Raw genomic sequence first — 17,327 nt, 5'->3', positions numbered from 1 at the left:
AGCAGAAGGCGGTGACGCAGCGCTGGCCGGCCTCGACGGCGGCCGGGGCGGAGTTTGCCATGCCGACCCTGAAGTAATTCCGCTGTAAAACCGGCTGGTTCGCTTCTTGCTTACTGCAATGGTTGTGTTTAGCCATTGCAGATCGCTCCCATGACGTCCAGCCGTACCCAGCCTTTGCGCATCGTCGTCGTCAACACTATTGTCGAGCACGGCGTGCACGAGAATGCGGCTTTGGCTGCCCAAGTGCAGCGCGGCAATGCCTTGCGCATCGGCTTGCTGGAATCGGGCTACGACATCGTCGCCTCCCTGCCAGCCGACCTCTACCTTCCTGAACGCATCGCCCAACTGCAGCCTGATCTCATCATCATCGACGCGGAATCGGATGCGCGCGACGTGCTCGAGCACATCGTCATCGCCACGCGCGACGAGCGCCGCCCCATCGTCCTGTTTACGGAAGACGGCGCCACGGCCAGCATCGACGCGGCCATGGCGGCCGGCGTCTCCGCCTACATCGTCGCCGGCTTGCAGGCCGAGCGCATCTTGCCCGTGCTGAACGTGGCGCTCGCGCGCTTTCGCCAGGAAGAAAAATTGCGCGCCGAATTGCACGACACGCGGCACAAGCTGCTTGAGCGCAAGGTGATCGAGCGGGCCAAGGGCCTGTTGATGACGCATCACGGCTTGACGGAAGACCAGGCTTACCAGCGCTTGCGCAGCATGGCCATGAACAAGAAACTCAAGCTGGCAGAGATTGCCCAGCGCATCCTCGACGTGGAGGACTTGTTGGGATGAATCGTCCATTTCCTGACACATGCTGGTGCGGCGCACCATTGCGGTGCGTTTCCTGCCGCCATGAAGCGGGCAGGTACGGGCACGCTCCTTGCTGCTGGAAGGTGAGAGCCTTGCCCACGGTGGCACGGCAAAACAGTACTTATCGGCAAGGAATGGTATGACAGAGAAAATGGCAGACAGCGCCCAGGTGATGCGGACCCTGCAGCCGGAAAGACAGACGATACGCATCGGCTACCTGCCGCTGACCGATTGCGCCTCGCTGGTGATGGCGTCGAAGCTGGGTCTCGATGAAAAATACGGCATCAAGATCGAACTGAGCCGCGAGATGTCGTGGGCCGGCGTACGCGACAAACTGAACAATGGCGAACTCGACGCGGCCCATGTGCTGTACGGCCTCGTATATGGCGTGCAGATGGGCATCGGCGGGCAGCAGCGCGACATGGCCGTGCTGATGAATCTCAATCACAGCGGCCAGGCTGTCACCGTGTCGGCGGCGCTGGCGCGCGAGGGCGCCCACGATGGTCCCACCCTGGCGCGGCATATGCGCGCCACGGCGCGGCCGTTTGCGTTCGCGCATACTTTTCCGACCGGCAACCACGCGATGCTGCTGCAATACTGGCTGGCCGCGCATGGCATCGATCCGCTGCGCGACGCGCGCGTGATGACGGTGCCGCCGTCGCAGATGGTGGCCGCCTTGCGCGCCGGCCAGATGGACGGCTTTTGCGCGGGCGAACCGTGGGGCTACAAGGCCATCGTCGATGGCGTGGGCGTGACGGCAGCCGCCAGCGGCGCCATCTGGCCCGACCATCCGGGCAAGGTGCTGGGCACCAGCGCCGCGTTTGCGCAGCAGCATCCGAACAGCTGCCGCGCCCTCATCGCCGCCGTGCTCGAGGCGGGACGCTGGATCGATGCCAGCGATACCAACCGGCTGGCCATGGCGGCCACTCTGGCCGAGCCCGCTTACCTGAACACGCCTCAGGAAACGCTGGCGCCGCGCATTCTCGGCCATTACCAGGATGGCCTGGGCAAGACCTGGGACGAGGCGCACGGTTTGAAGTTCTACGGCGATGGCGCCGTCAATTTCCCGTATCTGTCCGACGGCATGTGGTTCATGACCCAGCACCGGCGCTGGGGCTTGCTGCGCGATGAACCCGATTATCTGGCGGTGGCAAGGCAAGTCAACCGCATCGACCTGTACCGCCAGGCGGCGGAGATGACGGCCACGACCGTACCAAAAGCCCCCATGCGCAGCTCGACCCTGTGCGACGGCGTCGTGTGGGACGGCAGCGCGCCGGAAGCGTACGCGGCATCGTTTGCCATCGGCCATTTTTTCTGACTGGAGAGTGCATCATGGCGCAATGTGGAAGTGTGACACTGGTCGGCGCCGGTCCCGGCGACCCGGACCTGCTGACGATCAAGGCAGTAAAGGCGATCGCGCGGGCCGACGTGGTGCTGATCGATGACCTCGTCAATCCGGCCGTCCTTGCCCATGCGGCACAAGGCGTGCGCGTGGTCGAGGTGGGCAAGCGGGGCGGCTGCGCCTCCACGCCGCAAGCGTTCATCGAACGGCTGATGCTGGCCGAAGCGCGCGCCGGCCTGCATGTGGTGCGGCTGAAAGGGGGCGACCCCTATCTGTTCGGGCGCGGCGGCGAAGAGCGCGCTTATTTGCGCAGTCATGGCGTGGCCGTCGAGGTGATCCCCGGCATCAGCAGCGGCCTGGCCGCGCCGTCCGGCATCGGCGTGCCGCTCACGCACCGCGCCTGGAGCCAGGGCGCCATTTTCGTCACGGGCCACGGCAAGGATAGCGCCTCGGAGCCGAACTGGGCGGCCCTGGCGCGGAGCAAGCTCACCCTCGTCATCTACATGGGCGTGGCCAGGGTGACGGCCATCCAGGCCGGCTTGCTGGCCGGCGGCATGGCGCCCGGCACGCCCGTGGCCGTGGTGCAATCGGCCAGCCTGCCGGCCCAGCGCCAGTTGCTGAGCACTTTGCAGGAGCTGCCCGACGACCTGCAGGCCAGCGGCCTGGGCAGCCCCAGCATCATCGTCGTGGGCGATGTGGTGCGCTGCGCCGATGCCTGGGATGAGCATGGCGCACAGGGCTTGCACGCCGCCTGCGTCTGAGCCTGTCCGCGCCTAGCGGATCGGCAGGGCCACGGGACGGATGGGCGCCGCGTCGCCGCCACGGAATTTCAACGAGGCGCCGATGAAGGCGAACTGGTACACCTTGTCGCGCGACAGCGCTTCCAGGTCGACCAGTTCCAGGATGGGCGTGCCCTGCTGCGCCAGCAGATAGGTGTGCACGGGCAGGTAATTGTTCGCCACTTCGGACGGAAACGCCTCGAAACTGAGGTTGTCCGCGCCCACCACCATGGCGCCGCCATCTTCCACGAGGAATTTCGCCGCATCGAGCGACAGGCCGGGCGGATTGGCCATGTAGGTGTGCGCCTGCTCATAATGCTGCATGCGGCCCGTGCGTATCAGCACCACGTCGCCCTTTTCCAGCGTGACCTTCTGTTGCGCCAGCGCCGCGCGCAAGTCTTGCCGCGTCACCCGGTAATTATCGGGCAGTTGTTTGAGACCCTTGGCCACGGCCACGTCGATCAGCACGCCGCGCGCCACGATCGGCGGCAATTTCTCCGCGCCCGTCACGGTCCAGCCCCGGTCTCCCAGGTAGTGTTCCTCCGTAAAGCCATTCCAGATCTTGCCGTTCAGGCCGAAGTGGTTCAGGGCGTCGATATGCGTGCCCATGTGCGCATACATGGACACGGCCGAGCCCGTGTAGCTGACGTGGCGGTTCATCTGTTCGCCCACCTGCATGGAATCGGCCACCACGTTGCCTTTCGGTGTGTGCGTCATCCACATCTGGTAGGGCGGGTCGCCGGCCGCCTGCCAGCTGGGCATGCCGATATAGAAATCGACGGCCAGATCATAGCTCTTGCCGCCGTCGATGCGCGCCAGGATAGCGGCACGCGAGGCCGGCGTCATCAGGTTCAGGCGGCCGATCTCGTCTTTCGGGCCCCAGGGGCTGATGCCCACTTCGGGCAGGGCGGCCTGCACTGTCCCTCCGAGCAGGGCCAGCAGCAGGGCAGTCAGGGTGGCGGATGGTTTGAACATGGGGTACTCCTTGCGTGACATGAATAAAGAAGCCGCCATCATATTGTTTTCCATTTCAATGATAATCAGCGATAAAATAATAAGATATTCAACTGTAGAGAAATAATGATGGATGTCCTGGCGCACATGCGCGTGTTTCGCAAGGTGGTCGAGCGCGACAGCTTCAGCAAGGCGGCGCTGGATTTGAATCAGTCGGCGGCGGCCATCAGCAAGCAGGTGCGCCAGCTCGAAGCGCGCCTGGGCACACTGCTGCTGGTGCGCACGACGCGGCGCATGAGCTTGTCGGACGGCGGGCGTGCCTACTATCTCGAATGCTGCCGCCTGCTCGACGAGGTCGATGCGCTGGAACTGGCCACGCGCGGCTGTACCGGCAAGGTGGCGGGGCGGCTGCGCGTGAATGCGCCGCTGTCGTTTGGCCTGAAGGTGCTGTCGCCCTTGCTGCCGGACTTCATGGCCCGCTATCCGGACGTCAAGATCGAGATGACCCTGGATGACCGCCTGCGCGACGTGGTGGGCGAGGGCTATGACGTGTCGCTGCGCATCCGCGTCTCGCTGGCCGATTCGTCCCTGGTGGCACGCCGCCTGGGCGACGTCGAGCAGATGATTTGCGCAGCGCCGGCCTATCTGGCGCGGCGCGGCACGCCGCGCCAGGCGCAGGATTTGCGCGGCCACGATTGCCTCGCTTACCGCCTGGCCGACAGTCCCGGCGTCTGGCAGCTGGCCGGCCCGGAGGGGCCGAGCAGCATCGTGCTGCCCGTGCGCTTTTCCGCCGACAGCAGCCTGCTGCTGGCCGATATGCTGGTGGCGGGCATCGGCGTGGGGGCGCTGCCGTCGTTCGTCGCCGCGCCGCTGCTGGCCAGCGGCGCCCTGGTGCGCGTACTGCCGTCGCACGGCATGGCCAGGCGCGGCGTGTATGCCTTGACGCCCGATGGACGCCACGTGCAGGAAAAGGTGCGCGCCTTTTGCGACTTCCTGGCCGGGGCGCTGCAGGGGGGCTAGGCACCCGGTGTTTTCCAGTGCAACCATCCTGCGCGCTTTTTTTCTTGCACAAGCGCGTCGGGCATGAGCTTTGATAGTATCCTCGTACTTGCTGGGCGGCCGGAGCGCCGCACATTCGAGGAAACCGGAATAAGCGATCGACAATGCACACTTTGAGCAAGGGCGGGGCGGTATCGGGCTTCAGGATATGGGCGGGCGGCGTGCTGCTGGCCCTGGCGGTGGGCGGTGCCCTGTATGCGGGCGCGGCGCGCACGGTCAATGACGACGCCGAACAGCGTTTCGACAATCTCACGCATGGCGCCCAGCATAGCCTGATCACGCGCGTAAAAAGCTATTCCGACCTGTTGCGCGGCCTCGAGGCCCTGTTCCGCACCAGCGAGCACCTGACGCGCCGCCAGTTCCACGATTACGTGGCCGGCCTCGATATCGTGCGCCAGTTCCCGGCCATCGAATCGGTCAACTACGCGGCGGCCGTCCCGTCGGCGCAGCGCCCCGCCTTCATCGAGGCCGTGCGCCGTGACACCAGCCTGGCGCCGCGCGGCTATCCCGCTTTCACCATCCGGCCTGCGGGCGAGCGGCCTGAATACACGGTGCTCACCTACCTGGAGCCCGATTCCCTGCTGGCCGAACGCATGGGCATCGATATCGGCGCCAACCCGCTGGTGGCGCAGTCGCTGGCGCAGGCCCGCGACAGCGGCCAGGTCAGCGCATCGGGGCAGGTGATCATGATCAAGGGGCCGCCCGCGCATATCGGCCTGGGCATGCGTCTGCCCGTGTACCGCAATGGCATGCCGCAGGGCAGCGTGGCCGAGCGCCGCGCCGCCTACCAGGGCTCCGTCGGCATCGGCTTTGGCGTGGCGCAGCTGGTGCACAGCGCGCTCGAACGCAGCGCCCTGGAACCGCTGCACCTGACCCTGTACAGCGCGGCCGACCCTTTGACGGCCAGCGGGTCCCTGTCCATCACGCCGCAGGACCGCCTGCTGTTCAACGATGACGGCGACCTGGCGGCGGCGCCGCCGCAACCGGGCAGCGATGCCGACTATTTCGACCAGGTGCTGCCCGTCGCTTACCAGGGCGGCCTGTGGAAAGCCCATTTCCGCGTGCGCAAGGCGGAGCTGTACAGCCCCTTCGACCGCTATTTTCCATGGCTGGCGCTGGGCGTCGGCGTGGCCGGTACCCTGCTCATTTACGGCTATATCTTTACCTTGTATCGGTCGCGCCGCAGCGCGGTGGCGCAGCGCACCCTGCTCGATACGGTGCTCGACAGCGTCGACGCCTACGTCTACATGAAGGATGCCGACCTGCGCTACCGCTACGTCAATGCGCGCACGGCAACCATCCTCGGCCGTCCCGTGGAGCAGCTGATCGGTCGCCAGGATGGCGAGTTGATGCTCGGCGATGCGGCGGCCGCCGCGCAGCTGACGGAGCGCCAGGTCTTCGACAGCGGCGCCAAGTTCGTCGGCGAGGAGCGCTTCGTCGATGCGCAGGGCCAGGTGCATCACCTGTGGAGCGTGAAGGTGCCGCTGGGCTTGCCCGGTCCCGTCACGGGCCTGATCGGCCTGTCCACCGACGTGACGGAACTGCACCGCCTGAAAGAGCAGGCCGACGCGGCCAGCCAGGCCAAGAGCGACTTCCTGTCGAACATGAGCCATGAAATCCGCACGCCGATGAACAGCATTATCGGCATGGCGCACCTGGCGCTGAAATCGGTGGCCGATGCGCGCCAGCGCGACTATCTGCAGAAAATCTTCCATTCGGGCCAGCATTTGCTGGGCCTGATCAACGACATCCTCGATTTCTCCAAGATCGAGGCGGGCAAGCTGGAGCTGGAGGTGCTGGACTTCCGTCTCGACACTCTGCTGGCGAACATCGCCAGCCAGCTGGGCGACGCGGCCGCCGTCAAGGGCCTGGCGCTGCAGTTCGATATCGCGTCCGAGCTGCCGCAGCGCTGGCGCGGCGACCCGCTGCGCCTGGAGCAGGTCTTGCTGAACCTGACCAGCAACGCCATCAAGTTTTCCGACAATGGCAGCATCTTCGTGCGCGTGCGCCAGTCCGAGGAGCGCGCCAGCCATGCCATGCTGCGCTTCGAGGTGCAGGACCGGGGCATCGGCATGAACCAGGAAGAGGTGGCGCAGCTGTTCCGCTCCTTCCACCAGGCCGACCCGTCGACCACGCGCAAGTATGGCGGCAGCGGCCTGGGGCTGGTGATCAGCAAGCAGCTGGTGGAGCTCATGGGCGGCAAGGTGGGCGTGTACAGCCAGCCGGGCCTGGGCAGCACCTTCTGGTTCACGGCGCGCCTGGAGAAGAGCGCGCAGGGGGCCGACGAGCGCATCGCCGAAGTGGAGCCGGAAGTGCTGGGGGTGATCCGCGGCGCCTCCATCCTGCTGGTGGAAGACAACATCTTCAGCCAGCAGGTGGGCTGCGAGCTGCTGGAAGACGCGGGCGCCACCGTTTGCGTCGCCTGCAATGGCCGCGAGGCGCTGGAATTGCTGGCCCGCCAGCGCTACGACTGCGTGCTGATGGACGTACAGATGCCGGAGATGGATGGCTTCGAGGCGACGCGCCGCATCCGCGCCGATCCGAAACTGGCCGGCCTGCTGGTGATCGCCATGACGGCCAACGCGGGCAGCGAAGACCGCGCACGCTGCCTGGAGGCGGGCATGGATGAATTCGTGACCAAGCCGATCGCCCCGAATCTGCTGTTTCACCTGCTGGCGAAATGGTTTCGCCTGCGTGGCGGCATTGGCGGCATCGGCCGCGACAGGCTGGCGGCGGCACCGACAGCGCCGACAGCGCCGCCATCGGACGCCGCGCCGGAATCGCGCGACACGGCCATCCTCGATCTGGCCACCCTGGCGCTCACGTTCAGCAATGACGCCGTGAAGATGCGCAAGTACACCCAGCTGTTTCTCGACACGGCGCGCGACGGCATCGCCGAAATGGAGCAAGCCATGGCGCTGGAAGACCTGGGGCGCCTGGCCGACCTGGGCCACCGCAGCAAATCGTCGGCGCTGGCCGTGGGCGCGCACGCTTTCGCCGCCCTGTGCCTGTCGATCGAAGGCTTGCGCCTGGGCGGCGACATGCAGCAGGCGCGCGCCTTGCTGGCGGCGCTCGGGCCGGCGCTGGCGCAGGTGGCGGAACAAATTTCCGTGGAATTTGCCGCCAGCGACGCCCCTTGAGGCAGGCAGCGGCGATAATAGGCGTTTGACGTCTCCGGTCACCCGGCCGGAGACGCGGCAACCCATCGGATCAGCATGCATACACCCGTCACGCCCGGCCTCCTCATCCTGCATGGCAACCAGCTGGAACAGCTGCGCGCCGCCGTCTTCCAGTGGCTGCGCCAGCATCCGCTGGCGCCGCTGGAAACGGATATCTTCCTGGTGCAGTCGAACGGCGTGGCCGAATGGCTGAAGATCGCCCTGGCCGAGGAGATGAAAGTGTGCGCGGCCACGCGCATCGCGCTGCCGGCGCGCCTGCTGTGGGAAAGCTACCGGGGCATGCTGGGCCGCGAGCGCGTCCCGCGCGTGTCGCCTTTCGATAAATCCCCGCTGACCTGGCGTTTGATGCGCCTGTTGCCGTCGCTGCTGGCCGATCCGGTGTTTGCGCCGCTGCGCTACTTCCTGGCCGATGGCGATTGCGAACGCCGGCTGCAGCTGGCCGAGCGCCTGGCCGACTTGTTCGACCAGTACCAGGTCTACCGCGCCGACTGGCTGGCCGACTGGGCGGCCGGGCGCGACCAGTTGCGCACGGCGCGCGGCGAGTCCATCGTCTTGAAGGAAGACCAGCGCTGGCAGGCGCAGTTGTGGCGCGCCGTGGGCCAGGACGTCGAGGCCTTGGAGCGCGATACGGGCCGCGCCGACATCCATGAGGCCTTCCTGGCGGCGATCGCCGCCGGCGATGCGCCGCTTGGCAAGCTGCCGCGCCGCGTGGTGCTGTTCGGCGTGTCGGCCTTGCCGTACCAGACCTTGCAGGCGCTCGCCGCGCTGGCGCGCCACACGCAGGTGGTGCTGGCCGTGCCCAATCCATGCCAGTTTTACTGGGGCGACATCATCGACGGGCGCGATTTGCTGCGCGCGGAAAACAAGCGCCAGCGGCAGCGCAACGGCACCGACCTGGCGCACATTCCGCTGGAAGAATTGCATGCGCACAGCCATCCGCTGCTGGCCAGCTGGGGCAGGCAAGGGCGCGATTTCATCCGCATGCTCGACGAATTCGACGAACACGCGCAAGCCGAAGGGCGTGACGACAGCCTGCGCATCGACCTGTTCGGCGAGGAGACGGGCGAAACCCTGCTGCAGCAGGTGCAGGTGGCCATCCGCGAACTGCGCCCGTTGGCCGAGCATGAGCAGGTACCGCCCGACGCCGGCGACCGCTCGATCGAATTCCACGTGGCGCACAGCGTGCAGCGCGAAGTGGAAGTGCTGCACGACCAGCTGCTGGCCATGTTCGCGCACAGCGCCGAGACGCTCTTGCGTCCGCGCGACGTGGTCGTGATGGTGCCCGATATCGACACGTTTACGGCCGCCATCCACGCCGTTTTCGGCCAGTACCGGCGCAACGACGAGCGTTTCATTCCGTTCGAGATCGGCGACGTGAAGGACCGCAGCGTCAATCCGCTGCTCGTCGCGCTCGAGTGGCTGCTGCAGCTGCCGCAGCAGCGCTGCCGCCAGAGCGAAGTGCGCGACCTGCTCGACGTGCCGGCGCTGGCGGCACGTTTTGGCCTGCAGCCGGACGACCTGGCCACGCTGGGCGCCTGGATCGAAGGGGCGGGCGTACGCTGGGGCCTGGACCAGGAACACCGCGCCGGCCTGGGGCTGGGCGCGGCCGGCGAGCAGAATGCGTGGATCTTCGGCGTGCGGCGCATGCTGCTCGGCTATGCCAGCGGCAGCGGCGCCAGCTTCGGCGGCATCGAGCCGTATGCGGAAGTGGGCGGCCTCGATGCGGCGCTGGCAGGATCTTTGGCGCAGCTGGTCGAGGCGCTGCTGCACTGGCGCACCGTGCTGGCCGGCGCCTGCACCCCCGCCGAGTGGGGCGCGCAGGCGCGCGCGCTGCTGGCCGCCTTTTTCGATGCGGACGACGAGGGCGACCGCCTGACCCTGGCGCAGCTCGAGGGCGCCTTGCAGGGCTGGCTGGAAACCTGCGGGCATGCGGGTTTTGTCGAGCAGGTGCCGCTGTCCGTGCTGCGCGTGGCGTGGCTGGGCGCGCTGGACGAACCGACCCTGAACCACCAGTTCGTCTCCGGCGGCGTCACTTTCTGTACCCTGATGCCGATGCGCGCCGTGCCGTTTCGCGTCGTCTGCCTGCTGGGCATGAACGATGGCGACTTCCCGCGCCGCGCGCAGAAGGCCGATTTCGACCTGCTGGCGCTGCCCGGCATGGCGCGCCCGGGCGACCGCTCGCGCCGCGACGACGACCGCTACCTGATGCTCGAAGCCTTGCTGGCCGCGCGCGACAAACTGTACGTGAGCTGGGTGGGGCGCAATGTACGCGACAATTCCGAGCAGCCGCCGTCCGTGCTGGTGTCGCAGCTGCGCGATTACCTGGCCGCCGGCTGGTCGCTGGACCGGCACCTGGTGTCGCTGACCACCGAGCACGCGCTGCAGCCGTTCAGCCGCCGCTATTTCGAGGCCGATGGCTTGCTGACCTATGCGCGCGAATGGCGCGTAGTCCATACCGATGCCGATGCGGCCGATGCCGATGCGCAGGCCGCCGCGCTGCCGCTGGGGCCTTACGAACTCGATCCCGGCACGCGGCTGAAGCTGGGCGAGCTGGCCAGCTTTTTGCGCCAGCCCGTCAAGTACTTCTTCCGCCGGCGCCTCAGCGTGTATTTCGCCGACGCGGCCATGCTGGGCGAGGATGAGGAGCCGTTCGGCCTGAATGCGCTCGAGCGCTATCTGCTGGAAGACACCATGCTGGACGACGGCGGCGCCGTGGAAGATATCGACGACGTGCGCGCCAGCCTGGAGGCGCGCGCGGCACGCCTGGCGCGCGAAGGCGTGCTGCCCATCGGCCTGATCGGCCGGCAGGTGCAGGCGCAGCTGGTCGAAGCGCTGGTGCCCGTGCGCAGCGCGTGGCTGTCCTTGCGCGCTTCGTTCCCGCTCGCGGCCGACAAGCGCGCCATCAACCTGCCCTTCGGCGAAGTGCAGATCGACGACTGGCTCGACAGATTGTGCAGCAACGGGCAGGAGACGGCCTGGCTGATGCAGATTTCCTCGAAGGTGACGGACAAGGGCGGCCAGGCGCGCGGCGACAAGCTGATGCTGATGTGGCTGCGCCAGCTGGCCGCCGCCGCCCTCGGTTTTCCCGTCACCGGCTACCTGGTGGCGCGCGACGCCATCGTCAGCATGGCGCCGCTCGATCCGGCCAGTTCGCGCGACGCGCTGGCGACCCTGCTGGCGCTGTGGCGCGAAGGCATGAACCATCCGCTGCCCACGGCCTGCAAGACGGGCCTGGCGCTGGTGCAGCAGGGCGACCCGCGCGCCGTGTATGACGGCGGCTTCGACATCTCGGGCGAGCGCGAAGAACTGTGCCTGGCGCGCCTGTGGCCCGAGTTTTCCGCCCTGGCCGCCGAGGAAGCGTGGCAGGACTGCACGTGCGAGCTGTATGGCCCGCTGGCCGACTGGCTGCAACAACACATCACGATCGACCCGATCAGCGCGCCCGATGATGGCGCGGGAGAAGAACCATGACGAGCCACCTGCTCAACCCCCTGGCGTTTCCGCTGCACGGCTCGCGCCTGATCGAGGCGTCCGCCGGCACCGGCAAGACCTGGACCATCGCCGCACTGTACGTGCGGCTCGTGCTGGGACACGGCGACGATGACAGCCGCTTCACGCGTCCGCTGCTGCCGGCCGACATTTTGGTGATGACGTTTACGCGCGCGGCCACGCGCGAATTGTCGAACCGCGTGCGCGAGCGCCTGATCGAGGCGGCCGCGTATTTTCGGCACGAATCTGGCATTGAATCCGGCGGCAGCGACCCGTTCCTCGACGCCCTGCTCGAGTCCTATCCGGACGAGAGCGAACGGCAAAAGGCCGCGCACCGGCTGATGCTGGCCGCCGAGACGATGGATGAAGCGGCCATTTTCACCATCGACGCCTGGTGCCAGCGCATGCTGCGCGAGCACGCGTTCGACAGCGGCAGCCTGTTCGACGAAGAACTGGTCAGCGACGAGCAAGCGCTGTTCGAGGATGCGGCCCACGATTACTGGCGCCAGCAAGTCTATCCCTTGCCGCCGCAGGCGCTCGACGTGCTGCTGGCATGCTGGCCCGACGTCGGCGCGTTGAAGAAGGGCGCGCGCGAGCTGGCGCGCCGCGCCGACATCATGGGCATGGCGGACGAAGAGCCGTTGTCGGCGCTGATCGCGCGCGAACAGCGGGCGCTGGCCGCGCAGCTGGCCACCCTGAAGGCGGGCTGGGTCGAGCGCGTGGACCAGATGGCCGCCTGGATCAACGACCACCGCGCCATCAATCCCAAATGTTTTAACGGCGTCAAGATGAAACCGGAGAACCTGGCGAAGTGGTTCGACGGCTTGCGCCGCTGGGCGCAGGATCCGCTCCTGCTGCTGCCCGCCATCACGGCCAAGGCGTGGGAACGATTGACGCCGTTCGGCATCGAGGATGCGTTTGCCAAGAGTTTCACGGCCCAAGTGCCCGAGTGCTTCGAGCATACGGAAGCGCTGGGCATCGCCCTGGCGGCCATCACGCCGCTGGCGCACAAGCTGCACCTGCATGCGGCGGCGGCCATCGCGCGGCGCATGGATCAGTTAAAACGCCAGTCGCGCCAGTTCGGCTTTGCCGACATGCTGCAGCGCCTGCATGACGCGCTGGCCGGCGAGAATGGCGCGGCCCTGCGCCAGCGCATCGTCGACCAGTACCCGCTGGCGATGGTCGATGAATTCCAGGATACGGCGCCCGCGCAGTACCAGATCTTCAATTTGCTGTACCGCATCGCCGACAACGATCCGGCGCTGGGCCTGTTCCTGATCGGCGACCCGAAACAGTCGATCTACGGCTTTCGCGGCGCGGACATCCAGAGCTACCTGGCGGCGCGGCGCGCCACGGCAGGGCGCCACTACCAGCTGGGCACCAACTACCGCTCGACGGCGCCCCTGGTGGCGGCCGTCAACCAGCTGTTCCTGCACGCCGAGCGCGCCGAGGTGCCGGCCGGTGCCTTCCGCTACCGCAAAAACGGCGAGAATCCGCTGCCGTTCGAGGCCGTCGACGCCAAGGGCCGCGACGAGTACCTGGTGAATGCGGGCGGCCCGCTGCCGGCCCTGCTGGCCGCTTGCGCCAGCGATGAAGGATTGCGCGGCGACGGCTACCGCGAGTATTTCGCCCAGCATTGCGCGGAGCACATCGTCGCCATGCTGGGCGATGTGCAAGCCGGTTTCGATGGCCCCGACGGTTTCACGCGCCTGCAGCCGGCCGACGTGGCCGTGCTCGTGCGCGACCGCAAGGAAGCGGCGGCCATCCGTCGCGCGCTGGCGCGCCGCCGGGTCGCCAGCGTCTACCTGTCCGACAAGGATTCTGTCATCGACAGCGAGGAGGCGCAAGACGTGCTGCGCTGGCTGGCGGCGCTGGCCAACCCGCTCGACGGGGGGCTGGCGCGCGCCGCCTTTGCCACGCGCACGATCGGCCTGTCGCTGGGGGAGCTGGCGCGCCTGTCGAGCGATGAACTGGAGTGGGAGCGCCGGGTCGAGCAGCTGAAGGCCCTGCACCTGATCTGGCAGCGGCAGGGCGTGCTGGCCATGCTGCGCCGCTTCATCCACGAACTGCAATTGCCCGCCATGCTGCTGCAGCAGACGGGCGGCGAGCGGCGCCTGACGAATCTGCTGCACCTGGCCGAACTGCTGCAATCGGCCAGCCGCCAGCTCGATGGCGAGCAGGCGCTGATACGCTGGCTGGCCGAGCAGATCGCCGGCGAGGGCGACAACGGCGACGAGCGCGTGCTGCGCCTGGAAAGCGATGCGGAACTGGTGAAAGTCATCACCGTGCACAAATCCAAGGGCCTCGAATATCCGCTCGTGTATCTGCCGTTTGCCGTCACGGCGCGCAAGGTGGATAAACGCAACCGCAGCTTCTTCGACTATGCGGGCGACGATGGCGAACGCCATCTCGACCTGTCCTTGTCCGACGTGGCCATGGCGTTTGTGGAAGAGGCGCGCATCGAGGAAGACTTGCGCCTGCTGTACGTGGCCCTGACGCGCGCGCGCCACTTCCTGTGGCTGGGCGTGGCCGCCCAGGCGGCGCGCAAGGCGGGCGAGAACACCCTGCACGAATCGGCGCTCGGCTACCTGCTGACGGGCGGCGACAAGCTGCCGGCGGAACAATTGCTGCTGCGCTGGCAGCAGGTCGCGGGCAGCTGCGACGCCATCTATGTGAGTTCTCTGGCGCAGCCCGACGCCTGCACGGTGCTCGACCGCATCGAACGCCGTCCCGAATTGCGGCCCGCACCCGTGTTCGTGGGCGAATTCGAGCGCGACTGGTCGGTGGGCAGCTTTACGTCGCTGACGCGCCAGATCGGTGCCGTGGCGGCCGCGCACGTGCCGCAGCGGGCGCTGGAAGAGACCTTGCTGGAAGATGGCACGGCCGTGGCCGTGGCCGCGCCGACGACTATGGGCGACGCGCCGTGGCACCGCTTCCCGCGCGGTTCCGTGCCGGGCAATTTCCTGCATGAGCAGCTCGAGTGGATGGGCAGCGAAGGCTTTGACGGCGTCCACGACGACAATTTCAACACGCGCCTGGCCGCGCGCTGCGAACGGGCGGGCTGGGGCCACCGCCAGGAAGACGCCATCGCCTGGCTCCGGGAAATCGCCGTCACGCCGCTGCCGCTGCTCGATGCATCGCTGTCGCAGCTGGACAGCACCCTGTCCGAGATGGAGTTCTGGTTCCCCAGCGAGCATTTGTCCACCGAAGCGCTGGATAAACTGTGCACGCGCTTGCTGCTCGACGGCGCGCCGCGTCCCGCGCTGCCGCGGCGCCAGCTGCACGGCATGCTGAAAGGCTTTGCCGATCTGGTCATCGAACGGGAGGGGCGCTACTGGGTGCTCGACTACAAGTCGAACGCGCTCGGCGCCAACGACGCCGCCTACCACACGCAGGCGCTGGCGGCCGGCATGGCGCAGCACCGCTACGACATCCAGGGCGCCATCTACATGCTGGCCCTGCACCGGCTGCTGAAAAGCCGGCTCGGCGGCGCCTACGACCCGGCCGAACATCTGGGCGGCGCCATCTTCCTGTTCCTGCGCGGCATAGCGAATACGGATACGCATGGCTGCTACTGGCTGGCGCCGCAGCTGGAATTGCTGGACGGCCTCGATCAACTGTTAGAAGAAACGGAACACCATGCAGCATGACGCGCAGATGGACGCATTGTTTACCCATGTCGACGGCGTCGCCGGGGATGGCCATCTGCGCCGCCTGAGCGCCGCCTTTGCCCGCTTCATCGCCAGTCTGGACGGGCATGTGCCGCATGCGCCCGCAGTGGCCGTGGCCTGCGTGGTGCTGTCCGAACTGGAAGGGCGGGGCCACAGCTGTTTGATGCTGGCGGACCTGGCGGGCGAACCGTCGCAGCTGCTGGGCTGGAGCGAGGAGCTGTGGCATGGGGTGCTGGCCGTTGCCGGCCCGCTGCCGGACAGCGTCGCCGGCTGGCGCGCGCTGCTGGCCGGCGCGCCGCAGGTGTGGCAGGTGGGTGCGCCCGATGTGAAACAGCCGCTGGTGCTCGATGGCGACCGTTTGTACCTGCGCCGCTACTGGCGTGACGAGACGCTGGTGGGCGAGAAAATCGCCCTCCGCGCGCAGGACTTGAGCGAGCCGCCGCTGGCGCAGGTGCGGCAGTGGCTTGACATCCTGTTCGACCAGCCCACGCAGGACGGTGGCCCTGACTGGCAAAAGGTGGCCTGCGCCGTCGCCTTGCGCGGCAAGGTGGCCATCATCACGGGCGGCCCGGGCACGGGCAAGACGTACACGGTGGCCAGTTTGCTGACCTTGCTGTTTGCCGTCTCGCCGCAGCCGGAGCAGCTGCGCATCGCGCTGGCCGCGCCGACGGGCAAGGCGGCCGCGCGATTAAAACAGTCGATCGACAAGGCGCTCGAAGGGCTGGCGGCGAAGGCCGGCGACGCGCTGCCTCTGCTGGAACTGGCGCGGCGCATGGGCGCGGCGCGCACCCTGCATAGCTTGCTGGGCGCGCGGCCCGATACGCGCGCCTTTGCCCACCACGCGGGCAATCCGCTCGACGTCGACGTGCTGATCGTCGATGAAGCGTCGATGGTGCACCTGGAAATGATGGCCTCCGTGCTCGACGCCTTGCCTTCCACCGCCATCCTGATTCTGCTGGGCGACAAGGATCAATTGGCGTCCGTGGAAGCGGGCGCCGTGCTGGGCGACTTGTGCCACGATGCGCAGGCGGGCGGCTACACGGACGCCACCATCGCCTATGCGCAGGCGGCCAGCGGCGTGGCCATACCTGCCGCCTTCGCGGGAGCGGCCGGCGCGCTGGCCCAGCAGACGGTGATGCTGCGCCACAGCCACCGCTTCAGCGGCCCGATCGGCGAGCTGGCGCTGGCCGTGAATGCCGGCAGGCCCGACCTGGCCAGGGCGTGCTTCGCCGCCGACAGCGGCGGCCAGCTGGCGTGGAGCGTGCCGGCGCAGCAGGAAGACGTGCTGCGCCTGGCCTTGCGCGGGCGGGTGGACGCGCCGGGCGGCTATCAGCCTTACCTGGCGCTGGTGAACGCGGGCGAGGCGGCGTACGCGCAGCATGACGACTGGGTGCGCGCCGTGCTGCATGCTTTTGAAGCGTTCCGCATCCTGTGCGCCGTGCGCGAGGGAGAATGGGGCGTGGCGGGCTTGAACACGGCCATCGAGCTGCGGCTGGAAAAGGACGGGCTGATACGCCGCAGCGAATGGTATGTGGGCCGGCCCGTGATGGTCACGCGCAACGATTACGGTACGGGCGTGTTCAATGGCGATATCGGCCTGACCCTGCGCGACCCTGCGCGGCCGGGCTCCCTGCGCGTGTACTTCCTGGAAGGGGATAATGTGCGCAGCGTGCTGGCCACGCGTTTGCGCCACGTGGAGACGGCGTTTGCCATGACGGTACACAAGTCGCAGGGCTCGGAATTTCGCCACACGGTGCTGGTGCTGCCGCAGGAAGGCGGCGCCATGCTGGCGCGCGAGCTGGTCTACACGGGCATCACGCGCGCGCGCGACTTCTTTACCCTCGTCTCGCCCACGCAGGCCGTGCTGTTCGACGCGATTTTGCGCCGCACGCAGCGCGCCAGCGGGCTGAGAGGGTTGATCGGCTGAGGGCTTGATGGGAGGGGGTGCATTTCCTTACGGAAATATATGTGTTGTATTCCGAATATTGACGATAATTGTTCCGTTTTTTGTGTGAGAATGCTTGCGTAGGTGAAGTAGTGCAAAAGC

Annotated in this window: 9 protein-coding genes; 8 read left to right on the top strand and 1 reads right to left on the bottom strand. The window is 67.3% G+C overall.

Going from position 1 to position 17,327, the window contains the following annotated elements; all coding sequences use genetic code 11:
• The first annotated feature begins 150 nt into the window (after positions 1–150).
• From AC1Q6X_RS27220 to cobA, 3 genes are all read left to right on the top strand, one after another.
• Entirely contained in the window at positions 151–789 is a 639-nt protein-coding gene (locus tag AC1Q6X_RS27220; RefSeq protein ID WP_492498948.1) for an ANTAR domain-containing response regulator, read from the top strand.
• A 157-nt stretch (positions 790–946) separates the two neighbouring features.
• Positions 947–2,125, top strand: a complete 1,179-nt coding sequence (locus tag AC1Q6X_RS27215) for a CmpA/NrtA family ABC transporter substrate-binding protein (RefSeq protein WP_492498947.1) — start codon at positions 947–949, stop codon at positions 2,123–2,125.
• A 14-nt stretch (positions 2,126–2,139) separates the two neighbouring features.
• Positions 2,140–2,910, top strand: a complete 771-nt coding sequence (cobA, locus tag AC1Q6X_RS27210) for a uroporphyrinogen-III C-methyltransferase (protein WP_492498946.1) — start codon at positions 2,140–2,142, stop codon at positions 2,908–2,910.
• 12 nt (positions 2,911–2,922) lie between these two features.
• On the opposite strand, the gene AC1Q6X_RS27205 is transcribed toward cobA, so the two are convergent.
• Entirely contained in the window at positions 2,923–3,903 is a 981-nt protein-coding gene (locus tag AC1Q6X_RS27205) for a cyclase family protein (protein WP_141749893.1), read from the bottom strand.
• Between the two features lie 108 nt (positions 3,904–4,011).
• Between AC1Q6X_RS27205 and AC1Q6X_RS27200 the strand changes: the two genes are divergently transcribed.
• From AC1Q6X_RS27200 to recD, 5 genes are all read left to right on the top strand, one after another.
• Positions 4,012–4,902 (top strand): LysR family transcriptional regulator, encoded by an 891-nt coding sequence (locus tag AC1Q6X_RS27200; RefSeq protein ID WP_230505619.1) that lies wholly within the window; start codon positions 4,012–4,014, stop codon positions 4,900–4,902.
• A 143-nt stretch (positions 4,903–5,045) separates the two neighbouring features.
• Entirely contained in the window at positions 5,046–8,081 is a 3,036-nt protein-coding gene (locus AC1Q6X_RS27195) for a CHASE domain-containing protein (RefSeq protein ID WP_492498945.1), read from the top strand.
• Between the two features lie 75 nt (positions 8,082–8,156).
• On the top strand, positions 8,157–11,591 hold the full coding sequence (gene recC, locus AC1Q6X_RS27190) for an exodeoxyribonuclease V subunit gamma (RefSeq protein ID WP_492498944.1): 3,435 nt from the start codon (positions 8,157–8,159) through the stop codon (positions 11,589–11,591).
• Complete coding sequence (recB, locus tag AC1Q6X_RS27185) at positions 11,588–15,259, top strand: exodeoxyribonuclease V subunit beta (RefSeq protein WP_492498943.1); 3,672 nt, start codon at positions 11,588–11,590, stop codon at positions 15,257–15,259. The genes recC and recB overlap by 4 nt, the downstream gene beginning before the upstream one ends.
• Positions 15,249–17,207, top strand: a complete 1,959-nt coding sequence (recD, locus tag AC1Q6X_RS27180; RefSeq protein WP_492498942.1) for an exodeoxyribonuclease V subunit alpha — start codon at positions 15,249–15,251, stop codon at positions 17,205–17,207. The genes recB and recD overlap by 11 nt, the downstream gene beginning before the upstream one ends.
• Positions 17,208–17,327 lie beyond the last annotated feature (120 nt).

It is taken from the genome of Janthinobacterium sp. GW823-FHT06H09 (assembly GCF_058794735.1).
This window is presented reverse-complemented; position numbering and strand designations above follow the sequence as displayed.

Bases quoted from the DNA above. Each gene is read 5' to 3' on its own strand.
- AC1Q6X_RS27220 (WP_492498948.1), top strand. From the start codon at position 151: ATGACGTCCAGCCGTACCCAGCCTTTGCGCATCGTCGTCGTCAACACT.
- AC1Q6X_RS27215 (WP_492498947.1), top strand. From the start codon at position 947: ATGACAGAGAAAATGGCAGACAGCGCCCAGGTGATGCGGACCCTGCAG.
- cobA (WP_492498946.1), top strand. From the start codon at position 2,140: ATGGCGCAATGTGGAAGTGTGACACTGGTCGGCGCCGGTCCCGGCGAC.
- AC1Q6X_RS27205 (WP_141749893.1), bottom strand. From the start codon at position 3,903: ATGTTCAAACCATCCGCCACCCTGACTGCCCTGCTGCTGGCCCTGCTC.
- AC1Q6X_RS27200 (WP_230505619.1), top strand. From the start codon at position 4,012: ATGGATGTCCTGGCGCACATGCGCGTGTTTCGCAAGGTGGTCGAGCGC.
- AC1Q6X_RS27195 (WP_492498945.1), top strand. From the start codon at position 5,046: ATGCACACTTTGAGCAAGGGCGGGGCGGTATCGGGCTTCAGGATATGG.
- recC (WP_492498944.1), top strand. From the start codon at position 8,157: ATGCATACACCCGTCACGCCCGGCCTCCTCATCCTGCATGGCAACCAG.
- recB (WP_492498943.1), top strand. From the start codon at position 11,588: ATGACGAGCCACCTGCTCAACCCCCTGGCGTTTCCGCTGCACGGCTCG.
- recD (WP_492498942.1), top strand. From the start codon at position 15,249: ATGCAGCATGACGCGCAGATGGACGCATTGTTTACCCATGTCGACGGC.